This window comes from Marivirga tractuosa, from assembly GCF_042140215.1.
GTDB lineage: Bacteria > Bacteroidota > Bacteroidia > Cytophagales > Cyclobacteriaceae > Marivirga > Marivirga tractuosa_A.
Genome location: NZ_CP159478.1, coordinates 4,028,111 through 4,041,898 on the forward strand (window position 1 = coordinate 4,028,111; position 13,788 = coordinate 4,041,898).

A 13,788-nucleotide genomic window follows, 5' to 3' on the forward strand; every position below is an offset into this window, starting at 1 on the left:
TTGTTTACCATTACAATTTAATCATACCTCATTTTACCGTTTCCAGGAAGAAACGGTTTAGTTCAACAAGTATTTTAAAAGCAAGTCTTTTTACATTATAGTTTCCTTGTTGTTGTTAACAGGAACTTTAAAGGCTCAACAATACCCAATATACTCACAATATATTTTTAATGGGCTTATTTTAAACCCTGCATATGCCGGAAGTCATGTTCAACTAAGTGCTTCCGCTATGTATAGAAATCAATGGGTGAACTTTGAAGGTGCTCCTAAAACCTTATTTTTTAGTGCACATACCTCTCTGATGAATGAAAAAATGGGCTTAGGGCTACTTATTAATGACGACCGAATTGGTAGTTATTCTAATCAGAATATCTACGGCAGTTATTCTTTCATCATTAAAACCCCTAAGGGTAAATTGGCAATGGGTGTACAGGCTGGTCTCAATGTTCTAACAGCAGACTTTAGGGATCTTAATTTGGATGATATGGGTGATGAATCTTTTGCTAACGTAAGCGGAAACCTTAAGCCAAATTTTGGAACTGGTGTTTATTTTTATAATAAAAAGATGTTTGCTGGTTTTTCTGTTCCATTTTTATTGAATAATGGATTTGGTGATGTAAATCTTGAAAACACCTTTAATGAAATAAGAGCAGCAAGATATTATTATTTAACAGGAGGCTTAATGCTTCCGTTAAATCTTAATAAAACAGTCCATATTCAACCATCGGTTCTTATTAGAGGTCAAGAAGGCGCACCTCTCAACTTTGATATAAATACTAGTTTTGTCTTCTATGATTTATTAAATGTAGGGGTTTCATATAGAAATATTGATGCAGTCGTTTCATATATTGACTTTAAATTAACTGAGTCTTTTCACTTTAGCTATTCTTATGATTGGACTACCTCTGACATTAGAAAAGCTTCGAATGGTACTCATGAATTTATGATTAATTATAGAGTCCGTTTAAGAAATGTGCATGATGATGTAATATGCCCAAAGTTTAATGATTTTATGTAATCGTTTCCAAACATATTCTACGGGCTTGAATCTTTAAAGAAATATAATTTTATTAATTTATGGTAATGGTAAATGGACCAAAACTCTAAACTTTGGTGCGAAAATTAATTCAGTACATGATGAATATCTACCTACCATCCGACCACAAATTAGGCAATTTACGAATGATTTAATGATCCTTTCTTCCAAAAAGCCAGATGGTTTGGCTGGTCTTGATTTGTATTAGGTTGGTATCGATAAAATCAAATTATAAAACCATCCTATCAGTTTATATTTTATATAGCTAGGAACAATCTCCCTTTATCTTTTTTTCCAAAAAAACTATTCTTCAAGCTAAGAGTTAATATTAATAAGTCGTTAAAATGTCATTTAGTGATCTTTAACTGATGAAATTAATTTTTTTACTCCTTTTTTGGAGTATAATTTATTAGTTTAAAGTTTCTATGGAAAATTATCTTAATCGTTACCAAGAAATTAGAAAAACAACTGAAAGCATTTGTGAACCTTTAGCGACAGAGGATTATGTTGCTCAGCCTATATCGGATGTGAGTCCGCCTAAGTGGCATTTGGCACATACCACCTGGTTTTTCGAAACTTTTTTACTAAAAGAATTTTCTAAAGATTACAGAGAATTTCATCCTCAATTTGCTTTCCTTTTTAATAGCTATTACGTGAGTGCAGGTGAAAGAATGTTGCGGCCAACAGAGGAAATATGACGCGTCCAACGGTTGAGGAAATATATCAATACAGAAAATATGTGGATGTAGCCGTTAGAGAATTACTATCTCACATCATTACGGATGAGATGAAAAATATCCTTGAGATTGGCTTCAATCACGAACAACAACATCAGGAATTACTGTTTTATGACATCAAATATATTTTAGGACACAATCCCCTTTTCCCAGCTTACGATAAGGGCTTTGAAGAATATTTCACCGAAGACTGGGAGCACGATTGGGTACACATTAATAAAGGAAATTACAAAATTGGCTTTGAAGGAAAAGGCTTTTCATTTGACAATGAACACAATTACCATGAAGTACATTTGGAAGGTGCAAAAATCAGCAACCGACTAGTCACCAATGGTGAATATGCTGAATTTATTGAAGCCAAAGGCTATGAAAAGCATGAATACTGGCATTCTGATGCCAGAGCGTGGTTAGAAGAAACTGAGATTTCCGCTCCATTATACTGGCATAAAATAGAAGGAAATTGGCATTACTATACTTTAGCCGGTTTAAAACCTATCAATAAAGATGCTCCTTTAATGCATATCAGCTTTTATGAAGCCTATGCTTTCGCAGAATGGAAAGGCATGCGTTTACCAACTGAATTTGAGTGGGAAACAGCTGCTAATTTATTCGACTGGGGAAAAAGATGGGAGCATACGGGAAGTGCATATCTTCCCTATCCAAGCTATACAAAGCCAGCAGGTGCTATTGGAGAGTACAATGGCAAATTTATGGTGAATCAAATGGTGATGCGGGGTTCATCACGCGCCACTTCATTAAATCATTCAAGAAAAACATATAGAAACTTCTTTCACCCACATTTGCAGTGGCATTTTAGTGGGATAAGATTAGCACAAGATTTATGACAACAAACACAACCGAAAAAAAAATAAGCTTTTCAGTGGCAGAAGCTGTAAAAGAAAGACTTACACAAAAAGAAAAATCACTGCCAAGCTGGTTGTTTTATGATGCCGAAGGTGACCGCCTTTTTCAAGAAATCATGAATATGCCGGAATATTATCTCACAAATTGTGAATATGATATATTCCAAAAACATAAAGATGATATTTTATCCATTATTTCTGCAGATGCAGCGGGTTTTAATCTGATAGAATTTGGAGCTGGTGATGGCATGAAAACAGAGATCTTATTAAAGCATTTTGTTAAGCAAAATGCTACTTTCAATTACAAGCCAGTAGATATTTCAGAAAATGTGCTGAGTTTATTGCAGGAAAGAATGCAAAAATCAATTCCTGATTTGGATATAAAACCTATCAATAAAGAATATTTTTCTGCTCTGGATACGCTTAATGAAGACAGGAAAAATCCAATGGTTGTGCTTTTTATGGGTGGAAATATTGGGAATTTTGAAATTGAGGATGCACAATCATTTGTAAATCAAATTGCCAATAAATTGAGACCTGGTGATAGAATCATTATGGGTTTTGATATGAAAAAAGATCCTGAGATGATTAGAAGTGCATACAATGACGCTCAAGGTATCACGCGCCAGTTTAATATGAATCTGCTTACAAGATTAAATAATGAATTAGATGCCGATTTTGATTTGGAGCAATTCAAACATTATCCATCTTATGATCCTCAAACGGGAACCACGAAGAGTTTTTTAATTTCTCAAAAAAAGCAAACTGTTGAATTAAAAGCCATTGATACCACTATCCATTTCAAAGCCTGGGAGCACATTCATGTAGAAGTATCCCAAAAATTCGATGAAGATATGATTGAAAATATGGCTAAAGAAGCCGGCTTAACAGTTGAAAAATATTTTTATGATGAAAAGAAATATTTTGCTGATGTTGTGATGAGGAAATGAAAAGTATAAATCTTACTACACACTCCTCTGTTTCGGTGTTTTCACCGAAACTTAATCTATAAAGGTTGACAAACCTTCACTGGTCTTAGCGTCTCGCTAAGATCTTGCCCCAGTTCCTTTAAGTCTTAGCGAGACGCTAAGACTAGGTGGGAAGTATCCCAAAAATTCGATGAAGATATGATTGAAAATATGGCTACGGAAGCTGGCTTGACCGTTGAAAAGTATTTTTATGATGATAAGGAATACTTTGCGGATGTGGTGATGAGGAAATAGTTAAACCCCTAAAAATTTGCTGGTCTTAGCGTCTCGCTAAGACCTTGCCCTCGTTCCCATCACTTTAAGTCTTAGCGAGACGCTAAGACTAGGTAGGGTTGTCCCAGCCTTTGGCTGTCCTTATTTTTTCTTAATTTCTTTGCGGCTTGGCTTTTTGCGGTTAACTACCGATGACTATCCTCATCTTCCAAAATACTCAAATAACTTTCATATCGGCTAGGCGCAATTTTCCCTTCTTCCATGGCTTCACGGAAAGCACAGCCCGGCTCATGAGTATGCGTGCAATTGTTAAATCTACATTCCCCTATATACTCCCGCATCTCAGGGAAATAATGGCTTAGCTCCTCATTGCCTATATCCCACAACCCCAGTTCTTTAATGCCCGGAGTATCGATTACGAAAGTGCCTTTCCAAGCTTCAAACATTTCAGCAAATGTAGTGGTATGTATACCTTTACCAACTGATTCCGATACCTCCCCTATTCTTTGCTCAATATGAGGCGAAATCAAATTCAGTAAAGTAGATTTTCCTACTCCCGAATGACCTGCAAAAAGCGAAGTTTTCCCTTCCAAAACAGCTTTCAATTCCTCTATCCCTATATTTTCCTCCGCGGATACTAGCAACACTTTATAGCCTAATTCCTGATAATCAAATTTGAGCGCTTCATAATATTCCAATCCCTCCTCATCCAATAAATCTGCTTTGTTAAATACCAAAACAGCAGGAATTCTGAAGGACTCACAACTCACTAAAAATCGGTCAATAAAACCCAAACTCGTTCTTGGGAATGCCAAAGTCACTATTAAAATAGCTTGATCAATGTTGGCAGCCAGCCGATGGCTGTGCTTTTTTTTGCGTGTTGATTTCCTAATGATATAATTTTCCCTAGGGAGTACATCCTTAATAATGGCTTCCGTATCATTTTCAGGTGCAATATTCACCCAATCGCCCACCGCCACAGGGTTGGTGACTTTTTCATCATCCAAGCGGAGCTTACCTCTCAGTCGGCACTCATAAAATTTTCCCTCCGCCAATACAGTGTACCAGCTCCCTGTCGATTTAAAAACTCTTCCCTTCATCATGATAGCTTCATTTTTTGAATGATAGGTGCAATATGCTTCATAATCTTATCCTTTGCTCCAATATTTTGATTGACATATTCCAAAGCTCTTTGGGAAGATTCCTCAATTTTAAAGTCATCTGAATTCATAATAGATAAAAATTCCTGAGCATTTGCTACTTTAAAAGCAGCTTTAGCATCTAATAAATCCAATGCTTCCTGAAATTTACGGTAATTTTTATTTCCGAAAAATACGGGCAAGCCAAAACAAGCGGCTTCCAAAGTATTATGCAATCCATCTCCATAAGCTCCACCTATAAAAGCTATTTTACCATATTGATATAAGGAAGAAAGCATTCCTATATTGTCAATTAGGATCACTCTTGGTTTCGTTGTTGCTTCAGAATCTATTTTGCTGTAACGACTAGTAGGAATTTTCAAAACCTCCTCATGCAGTTTTAAATTGGCTTCACTAATATCGTGTGGGGCAATAATGGCTTTCCATTCAGGATTTTGTTGTAAAAAAGGTGCAATTACTTTTATGTCGGGCTCCCACGTACTTCCTCCTATTAAAACAGACTGATCTTTGGAAAATTCAGCAAACATTTCCTGAGGTTTCACACTATCGGTTATCGATTTCACTCTATCGAATCTTGTATCACCACTTACGCTCACATTATGAATATGAATGCCTTTAAGTAAAGCAGCCACCGTTTTGTTTTGCACAAAAATATGGTCGAACTGCTTTAATATTTTTCTGTAAAAGCCTCCGTAGAATTTAAAAAACCGCTGATTGGAACGAAATATAGCGGAAACTGAATAAACCCAGCAATCCGCTTCCGATAATATTTTAAGGTGATAATGCCAGAATTCATATTTTACAAAAAATGCCAGTTTGGGTTGGGTAATTTTTACAAATCGCTCAGCATTTTCAGCGGTATCCAATGGCATATAGCAAATATGGTCTGCCAATTCATAGTTTTTACGCACTTCATAACCCGAAGGTGAAAAGAAAGTCAATAAAACAAAGAAGTTAGGATATTCTTTCTTTAAAGCTTCAATCAATGGTCTGCCTTGTTCAAATTCACCCAAAGAAGCACAATGAAACCAAACTACTGGCTGGTCAACAGATTTAAACTTCTCCTCCAACTGAGGAAACAAATCTTTCCGACCTTCTACAAACTTTTTGGATTTGGCATTTATCAACGCATGGATTTTTACCCCTACGCCTAACAATGAAATACCCAATCGATAAAAGAATTCACCCATGCGGTAAAATTAAGGGGAAAAATTTATGATAAAGAATGAATTGGGGATTTAAATATCAATAGATAAAACTTTAGATAAGGCTTCTTTTACTGAATCAGAGATTCCTGATCCAACTTCGCCTATATTTTTTACAAATCTTTCCTCTGAAACAGAACGAATTTGAAAACAATCAGCTGAAGAAACTTTTGATAAATTATTATTTGAATCAGGTACTATTTTAACCATCCAAGGTACCTCCTCGTACCTCGGTTTCCAATCTGTAAATGGAACAATTACCTTTAATGGTAATTTTCCTAATAAATCATCATTGACAATCAACGCAGGTCTAGTCTTTTTTATTTCTGCTCCAAGAGTGGGATTAAGGTTAATCAGCCAAATTTCATTTTGCTTCATAAAAATCATCAAAATCGATTGAAGTAAAGGCAGTTAACTCTTTATTAGTTTTGTATTCAACCAACATTTCTTCAACTGCATTTGCCATTTTAGCTTTACTATCTTTTTCTAAAGATTCCTTTATTAATTTTAAAATCTCCTTCTTTTCATTTGATGACAAAAGTGATATTTCTTGCAGAACTTCTTCCTTGCTCATTTTTTTTGTAGTCATTTAAGAATTAAACATATAAAATATCATTTAAAGTTCAAAACTCACCCCTTCCTCCTCACAAAAACAGCCACCAAAGCCGAAGTTACAGCCCCTATTACAAGAGCTAACACAGCACTTTGCCACAGATAATTCTTCAAATTGAAATACGCATCTGCCTCTTCTTGAGTACTTAGTCCTTGATTTACCGCGTATGCTGATGCATTCTCAAAATACTCAGGCGAAATCAAATCATGGGTTACCATTTGGCTGAAAGGAGTTAAAATCACCACCACTGCTGTAATGATCATGCCTGAAACAAAACCTTGCTTCCAACTCATTACATTATTATAATGCTTTTTGCGTTTTTCCAATAAGGCAAATACATAAACTAGAATAGCCGGAATCGCCACAAAATTGGTATAAGTCGCATGATCTGCGATCTTTTCATCATGCCAGCCCATGGCTTTCTCAAAATACATCCAAATGAGCATCATAATCACAAAGATTAATCCCCATTTAATTTCAATTAGTCGTTTCTTCATGTTTAGGTTTTCGTTGTTGACTTACTAAATATACTCCAAAAAATATCATCAATGCAAATAGGGCTTTCTCCCATTTGAAAACTTCTTGTCCGATTAGAATGGTGATAAAAGTGGCAAAAACAGGCTGCAAATAAATATAATAACCCACTATAGTAGAATTCACATGCTTTAAAGCCATTGCATTTAATAAATACGCTAAAAATGTAGTCCCTATAATTACATAAACTATGCTCCACCATATTCCTGCTGGAAAAGCTTGAAATTCCACATCAAAAATCGGTACTATTCCAAAAGGAACAATCATCAAAGTCCCGAAAAGAAATACCCATTTCACTACCGTGATAGGTTCATATCTTTGCATTAAGGGTTTTACCATCACCAAATAGATCGCATAGAAAGTAGCGTTGAGGAAAATAAAAATATCCCCTAAAAAGGCATCATTTTCTAAGCTGACTTCTTTATTCAGCACTAATAAAACCACTCCAAATGCTCCTATGAGGATTCCGATAACTTTACGCCAAGTGATCATCTCGTTCAGCAACCAGAAAGAAATTGCCAACACTATAATTGGATTAGCCGTCATAATGATGCTGGCATTTACAGGGCTCGTCAAGCTTAAGCCATTGAAGAAAATCAGCTGATTTCCCATTACACCAAAAACCGCACATTTGGCAAAAAGCCAATAATCTTTCTTTCTAATTACTTTTTCTGAGGAAGTTAACTCATGATAAATCCAGAAAAGAATAGTTGCTACCGTTGCCCTCAATAAAATAAAAGCATTGGGACTCATATAATTAGGCATCACGCCTTTGGCGATGACATAATTTGCGCCATAGATTAAACCTACTAGCGCCAGTGCTCCATGAATTTGCCAGGTCTTATTCATTTGGCAAAAGTAAGGGATTATATGGATATTGCAGATTATAAATTTACAAGCTTATGATATTCGGAGAAGATAAACCACTGGCAGAAAGAATGCGCCCAACTAAACTGGAAGAATTAGTCGGACAACAGCATTTGGTAGGCGAAAAAGGAGTTTTAAGATTGACTATTGCTCAAGGAAAAGTGCCTTCCATGATTTTTTGGGGACCTCCGGGAGTGGGCAAAACCACCATTGCCAATATTATTGCCAATCAGGTGAAAGCTCCATTTCAAACTTTAAGTGCAATAAGTGCAGGAGTTAAAGATGTTAGGGAAGTCATTCAAAGAGCCTCCCGATCAGGAAAAATCATTTTATTTATAGATGAAATTCACCGTTTTAATAAATCACAGCAAGATGCTTTACTAGGCGCAGTAGAAAAAGGTGTTATTACTCTGATTGGTGCCACTACTGAAAACCCATCATTTGAGGTTAATTCAGCTTTGCTTTCTCGCTGTCAGGTTTATACGCTAAAAGCTCTGGAATTAGAGGATTTAAAAGGATTGCTGAATACCGCTTTAGCAAATGATGAAAAATTAAAAGAGCTCAATATTGAAATAAAGGAATACGAAGCTTTGATTCAGCTTTCAGGTGGTGATGCCAGAAAACTTTTAAATTTATTTGAATTAGTAATTGATGCTTATGGAAAAGATGAAAAAATCAAAATCACCAATGAGCAAGTCCGAGAAATCGCTCAGAATAGAATGGCAATTTATGATAAGTCTGGCGAACAGCATTATGATATTATTTCAGCATTTATCAAAAGCATCAGGGGAAGTGACCCCAATGCCGCACTTTATTGGCTGGCCAGAATGATAGAAGGTGGAGAAGATGTGAAATTCATTGCCCGAAGATTATTAATCTCTGCTTCAGAAGATATTGGCCTGGCAAATCCAAATGCTTTATTGATTGCAACTAATACATTTCAAGCGGTTAGCATGATTGGCTATCCAGAAGCAGAAATAGTATTGGCACAATGTGTTACTTACCTCGCATGCTCACCAAAAAGTAATGCTTCCTACATGGCAATTAAAAAAGCTAGGCAGTTAGTTCGAGAAACTGGTGATTTATCGGTTCCATTGCATTTGCGAAACGCTCCTACCAAATTGATGAAAGATATGAATTATGGTAGCGGATATAAATATTCTCATGACTTTCCTGGAAATTTTGCGTACCAAGAATTTATGCCAGAAGAAATCAGTAAAAACACCCTATATGAGCCTCAGGACAATGTTAGAGAGAAAGATTTTCGACAAAAGCTACAAAATCTTTGGCGAAAGAAGTATAATTATGACTAATCTAAGAATTATGGTATTTTTTTTATTAATTTAATTACCTACCTTTAATTTTAATATAAATAAGCACAAACTATAACTAAACAAGAACATGGATCCAAAACTGGAAAAGTGGAAAGAGATCGAGTTTAATGTGGATTTACCGCATGCTAAATACGAAGTCTCGAATTACGGAAGGATAAAAAGTTATTCGACTCGTGAAACCGGAAAAATCATCAAAGGATCAAATGTGAATGGCTATCAAGCTATCATGGTTCGATTTGACAAAAGAATTACACAAAGTTACTATGTACATCGTCTGGTTGCTGAATCATTTATACCAAAAGACAATGATAATCAAGTGTATGTAACGCATTTAGACTATGATAAGTCTAATAATCATTTAAGTAATTTGAAATGGGTTTCTGAAAGAGAATTAGCTGATCATAATAACAAAAACCCTAAAGTTTTAAAGAAAAGGGTTACAGGTTATAAATTAACCGAATCAGATGTGAAAGTGATCAAAAAAATGCTGAAAAATGAAAAGACTAGATATAGTCAAATCGCTCGTCAGTTTGGAATCACACACACACAATTAAACAGAATTAGAAAAGGACACAATTGGGGACATGTAACTATTGATGATTAATTAACATCACTATTATTTAAGTTTAATAGCATGCATACTTTAATTAGTATCATGCTTTTTTATTTTAAAAAGCTAATTTACTTCACCAATCATAAAATTATCCTACCTATTGCAAAAGCTTCAAGCAATACAATTGTTTATCCCGTAATTCTGCGCTAATTTTAGGCTCAAATTGGTTTATAATATGCAAAGAGATAATATAATATTCGACCTCATAAAGAAGGAGCAAAAAAGACAGGAAACTGGTATTGAATTAATCGCATCAGAAAATTTCACTTCGCCTGAAGTGATGGAAGCAATGGGAAGCGTATTGACCAATAAATATGCTGAAGGCTTACCAGGTAAAAGATATTATGGAGGATGTGAAGTTGTAGATGAGGTTGAAAATCTAGCAATCGATAGGGTTAAAGAATTATTTGGCGCAAGCTGGGCCAATGTTCAACCTCACTCAGGAGCACAAGCAAATGCAGCCGTTATGCTAGCTTGCTTAAATCCTGGAGATAAAATTTTAGGTTTTGACTTATCACATGGGGGACACTTAACTCATGGCTCTCCTGTTAATTTCTCAGGAAAATTATATCAGCCTTCATTTTATGGAGTGGAAGAGGAAACTGGTTTAATCGACTGGGATAAAGTGGAGGCTACAGCCAAAAAAGAAAAGCCCAAAATGATCATTTGCGGTGCATCAGCATACAGCCGTGAATGGAATTATAAAATATTAAGAGAAGTTGCAGATGAAGTAGGTGCAATTTTATTAGCAGATATTTCTCACCCTAGTGGTTTAATTGCTAGAGGCTTATTAGATGATCCTTTAGATTATTGCCATATTGTAACCACCACAACTCACAAAACTTTGCGTGAACCAAGAGGTGGCCTAATCATGATGCGTGATGATTTTGAAAATCCATTTGGGTACAAAAATCCAAAAGGAGAATTACGTAAAATGACACAATTGTTGGATTCGGGAGTATTTCCTGGAACACAAGGCGGTCCTTTGGAACATGTTATCGCTGCTAAAGCAGTAGCTTTTGGCCAGTGTTTAACTGAAGATTATTTCAATTACATCCTTCAAGTAAAGAAAAATGCTGAAGTAATGGCTAAAGCATTTATGGAAAGAGATTATAAAATCATTTCTGGAGGAACGGATAATCACTTAATGTTAATTGATTTACGATCTAAGGGCATTACGGGTAAAATTGCAGAAGCTGTCTTAGGTGAAGCAGATATTACCATTAATAAAAACATGGTGCCTTTTGATGATAAATCACCATTTGTTACTTCTGGTATGAGAATCGGAACTGCAGCCATTACCTCAAGAGGATTGGTAGAAGCTGACATGGAAAAAATAGTGAATTTCATCGATACAGTGATCACTCAACATGAAGATAAGCAAAAAATTGCTTCAGTGAAAAATGAGATTAATGAATGGATGGTAGAGTTTCCATTATTCAAATAATTCTGAAATGCTTGATAATCACAAGCAATCATCAAATTTTTATCTAATTTTAATTTAGATTTCATATAACAATATATGCCAGCAGATCAACCACAAGCGGAGATGAGCTTTTTAGATCATCTGGAAGCCTTTCGATGGCATATCGTAAGGGCTTTGTCCGCTGTTGTAATTTTATCTATTGTAGCCTTTGCTTCTAAAGAATTTGTCTTTGGAACCTTGATATTAGGGCCTTCCAGACCTGATTTCTGGTTTTACCAAATGGCTTGTCAACTGGGGCAAACTGTAGCGAATTCAACTGCATTTTGTATAGATGAATTGCCTTTCATTATTCAAAGTAGAAAAATGACAGGGCAGTTTAGCATGCACATTACTTCCTCAATCGTATTAGGAATTATAGTGGCTTTCCCTTACTTTTTCTGGGAAATGTGGCGATTTGTAAGTCCTGCTTTATATGAAAAGGAAAAGAAAACGAGTAGAGGTGCTACATTCTTTGTAAGTTTACTATTTATGTCTGGAGTACTATTTGGCTATTATATAGTTTCCCCTATTTCCATTAACTTCTTGGCAAATTATCAGGTGGATGCTTCCGTTTTAAATGAGTTTGATATTACTTCATATGTATCGACTTTAACCATGCTAGTTTTAGCATGTGGCTTGATGTTTCAGTTGCCAATGGTGATACTTTTTATGAGTAAAGCTGGAATTATTAACCCACAGATTCTAAAACAATACAGGAAAATAGCCATTGTGGTAATTTTGGTGATCAGTGCTTTCATTACTCCACCAGATCCGATAAGCCAATTGCTGATTTCCTTTCCGCTTTTAATATTATATGAAATAAGTATTTATATTTCTGCAGTTATCCATAAAAGGAAAGATAAAAAAGAAGCAGAATTAAAGAAATTAGAGGAATAGCTAAAATAAAGTAATATGCTTTTTGCCGACATACCAGGACTTACTGACTTAAAAGAACAACTGATAAAGGGTGTGAAATCTGGTAAAATTGCGCATGCCCAACTATTCTGGGGGAAATCAGGAGCGGCTAATTTACCAATGGCTTTGGCTTATGCTACTTATTTAAATTGCGAAAATCCATCTGAACATGATGCTTGTGGAGAGTGTAATTCCTGCCACAAAAATGCAAAATACATTCATCCAGATTTTCAATTTTCATTTCCAACTGCTGCCAATGACAGCATAAAAGGTGATGACTCGAAGTTGAGCAATAATTTCATGAAATACTGGAGATCTTTTCTGTTAAAAGATCCTTTTGCTTCAGCTTCAAATTGGATAGATCATATTGGAACTGGAAACAAACAGCTCAATATTGCTAAGGATGAAAGTAAAAACATTATTAGAAATCTTTCTCTAAAAGCATTTGAGGGAAAATATAAGGTGATGCTGATTTGGTTGCCAGAATACCTACACCCTTCAGCCGCCAATGCACTTTTGAAGATTATTGAAGAGCCTTCCGATAAAACGGTGTTTTTATTGGTCTCCAATAATAGAGAAAAATTAATTGGTACCATCATTTCGAGAACACAAGCGGTTCATGTGCCCAACTATTCTGATGAAGAAGTAAAAGACATTCTTGTTTCAAAATATGAAGTTGCTGAGAACCAAGCTAAACAATTAGCCCATATTGCTCAAGGTGATTTGCATAAGGCAGTTGAATTGATTGATGATGTTTCAGATGATGCACAACAAGAATTTGAGCAATGGATGCGGGAATGCTGGGCAAATGATTACACCAAATTGGTAAAGCGTTCTGATGATTTTCACAAATGGGGCAAAATGAATCAACAGCAATGGCTTGTCCATGCTGAGAACATCTTGAGAGAATCATTAGTGGCATTAATGCAAAGCACAGAACTGATGAGGGTTCCAGATGAACACGAACAGTTTGTGATGAAATTCAGCAAAACTCTAAGCTTGGAAAAAATTGCTCAAATGAATGAAATCCTCAACAAAGCCATTTACTATTTGGAAAGAAACGCCAGTGCGAAAATGACTTTGCTAAATGTTTCTTTGCAATTATCTGCTATTTTAAGACGGAAGTGACAGAAAGCCTGAGGCTTTTTTTTATAACCACAGAGTTGCACGAAGGATTTCAGGAAGGGCTCAAAGGATAGTCATATTGAAAAGGAAAAAGAAGTTTTATATTAAAAATCTAACAG

Annotated in this window: 16 protein-coding genes; 10 read left to right on the forward strand and 6 right to left on the reverse strand. The window is 35.5% G+C overall.

What is annotated here, in order from left to right:
- Positions 1–112 precede the first annotated feature (112 nt).
- The 5 genes from ABWH96_RS17980 (at position 113) to ABWH96_RS18000 (ending at position 3,859) form a co-directional block, all read left to right on the forward strand.
- Positions 113–1,018, forward strand: coding sequence for a type IX secretion system membrane protein PorP/SprF (locus ABWH96_RS17980; protein WP_375578888.1), 906 nt, complete (start codon positions 113–115; stop codon positions 1,016–1,018).
- A gap of 443 nt (positions 1,019–1,461) precedes the next feature.
- Entirely contained in the window at positions 1,462–1,734 is a 273-nt protein-coding gene (locus ABWH96_RS17985; RefSeq protein WP_375578889.1) for a DinB family protein, read from the forward strand.
- The gene (locus ABWH96_RS17990) at positions 1,731–2,618 is read left to right on the forward strand and encodes an SUMF1/EgtB/PvdO family nonheme iron enzyme (protein ID WP_375578890.1); all 888 of its coding nucleotides are present in this window, start codon (positions 1,731–1,733) and stop codon (positions 2,616–2,618) included. The genes ABWH96_RS17985 and ABWH96_RS17990 overlap by 4 nt, the downstream gene beginning before the upstream one ends.
- Complete coding sequence (gene egtD, locus ABWH96_RS17995) at positions 2,615–3,586, forward strand: L-histidine N(alpha)-methyltransferase (protein WP_375578891.1); 972 nt, start codon at positions 2,615–2,617, stop codon at positions 3,584–3,586. Before ABWH96_RS17990 ends, egtD begins: the two co-directional genes overlap by 4 nt.
- Positions 3,587–3,763: 177 nt before the next feature.
- A complete protein-coding gene (locus tag ABWH96_RS18000; protein ID WP_375578892.1) occupies positions 3,764–3,859 on the forward strand; it encodes a hypothetical protein in 96 nt (31 codons plus the stop codon).
- Positions 3,860–4,023: 164 nt separating this feature from the next.
- Here ABWH96_RS18000 and rsgA read toward each other — a convergent pair whose 3' ends face one another.
- Genes rsgA through ABWH96_RS18030 form a run of 6 tightly spaced genes read right to left on the reverse strand, consistent with a single transcriptional unit; the run spans position 4,024 to position 8,199 of the window.
- On the reverse strand, positions 4,024–4,941 hold the full coding sequence (gene rsgA / locus ABWH96_RS18005; protein ID WP_375578893.1) for a ribosome small subunit-dependent GTPase A: 918 nt from the start codon (positions 4,939–4,941) through the stop codon (positions 4,024–4,026).
- Entirely contained in the window at positions 4,938–6,188 is a 1,251-nt protein-coding gene (locus ABWH96_RS18010) for a 3-deoxy-D-manno-octulosonic acid transferase (protein ID WP_375578894.1), read from the reverse strand. Before ABWH96_RS18010 ends, rsgA begins: the two co-directional genes overlap by 4 nt.
- A 48-nt stretch (positions 6,189–6,236) precedes the next feature.
- Positions 6,237–6,581 (reverse strand): type II toxin-antitoxin system PemK/MazF family toxin, encoded by a 345-nt coding sequence (locus ABWH96_RS18015; protein ID WP_375578895.1) that lies wholly within the window; start codon positions 6,579–6,581, stop codon positions 6,237–6,239.
- On the reverse strand, positions 6,568–6,777 hold the full coding sequence (locus tag ABWH96_RS18020) for a hypothetical protein (RefSeq protein ID WP_375578896.1): 210 nt from the start codon (positions 6,775–6,777) through the stop codon (positions 6,568–6,570). The genes ABWH96_RS18015 and ABWH96_RS18020 overlap by 14 nt, the downstream gene beginning before the upstream one ends.
- 56 nt (positions 6,778–6,833) lie before the next feature.
- The gene (locus ABWH96_RS18025; protein WP_375578897.1) at positions 6,834–7,313 is read right to left on the reverse strand and encodes a DUF4199 domain-containing protein; all 480 of its coding nucleotides are present in this window, start codon (positions 7,311–7,313) and stop codon (positions 6,834–6,836) included.
- The gene (locus ABWH96_RS18030; protein WP_375578898.1) at positions 7,294–8,199 is read right to left on the reverse strand and encodes a DMT family transporter; all 906 of its coding nucleotides are present in this window, start codon (positions 8,197–8,199) and stop codon (positions 7,294–7,296) included. The genes ABWH96_RS18025 and ABWH96_RS18030 overlap by 20 nt, the downstream gene beginning before the upstream one ends.
- Before the next feature lie 53 nt (positions 8,200–8,252).
- Between ABWH96_RS18030 and ABWH96_RS18035 the strand changes: the two genes are divergently transcribed.
- The 5 genes from ABWH96_RS18035 to ABWH96_RS18055 all read left to right on the forward strand — a co-directional run bounded on the left by ABWH96_RS18035 (position 8,253) and on the right by ABWH96_RS18055 (position 13,672).
- A complete protein-coding gene (locus ABWH96_RS18035) occupies positions 8,253–9,530 on the forward strand; it encodes a replication-associated recombination protein A (RefSeq protein WP_375578899.1) in 1,278 nt (425 codons plus the stop codon).
- Positions 9,531–9,618: 88 nt separating this feature from the next.
- Positions 9,619–10,155 (forward strand): NUMOD4 domain-containing protein, encoded by a 537-nt coding sequence (locus tag ABWH96_RS18040; protein ID WP_308349428.1) that lies wholly within the window; start codon positions 9,619–9,621, stop codon positions 10,153–10,155.
- Between the two features lie 184 nt (positions 10,156–10,339).
- Positions 10,340–11,611 carry a serine hydroxymethyltransferase gene (gene glyA, locus ABWH96_RS18045; protein WP_375578900.1) on the forward strand — a complete coding sequence of 424 codons (1,272 nt, stop codon included), beginning with the start codon at positions 10,340–10,342 and terminating at the stop codon, positions 11,609–11,611.
- Between the two features lie 75 nt (positions 11,612–11,686).
- The gene (tatC, locus tag ABWH96_RS18050; RefSeq protein WP_375578901.1) at positions 11,687–12,526 is read left to right on the forward strand and encodes a twin-arginine translocase subunit TatC; all 840 of its coding nucleotides are present in this window, start codon (positions 11,687–11,689) and stop codon (positions 12,524–12,526) included.
- 15 nt (positions 12,527–12,541) lie between these two features.
- Entirely contained in the window at positions 12,542–13,672 is a 1,131-nt protein-coding gene (locus tag ABWH96_RS18055) for an ATP-binding protein (RefSeq protein WP_375578902.1), read from the forward strand.
- The last annotated feature ends 116 nt before the right edge of the window (positions 13,673–13,788 follow it).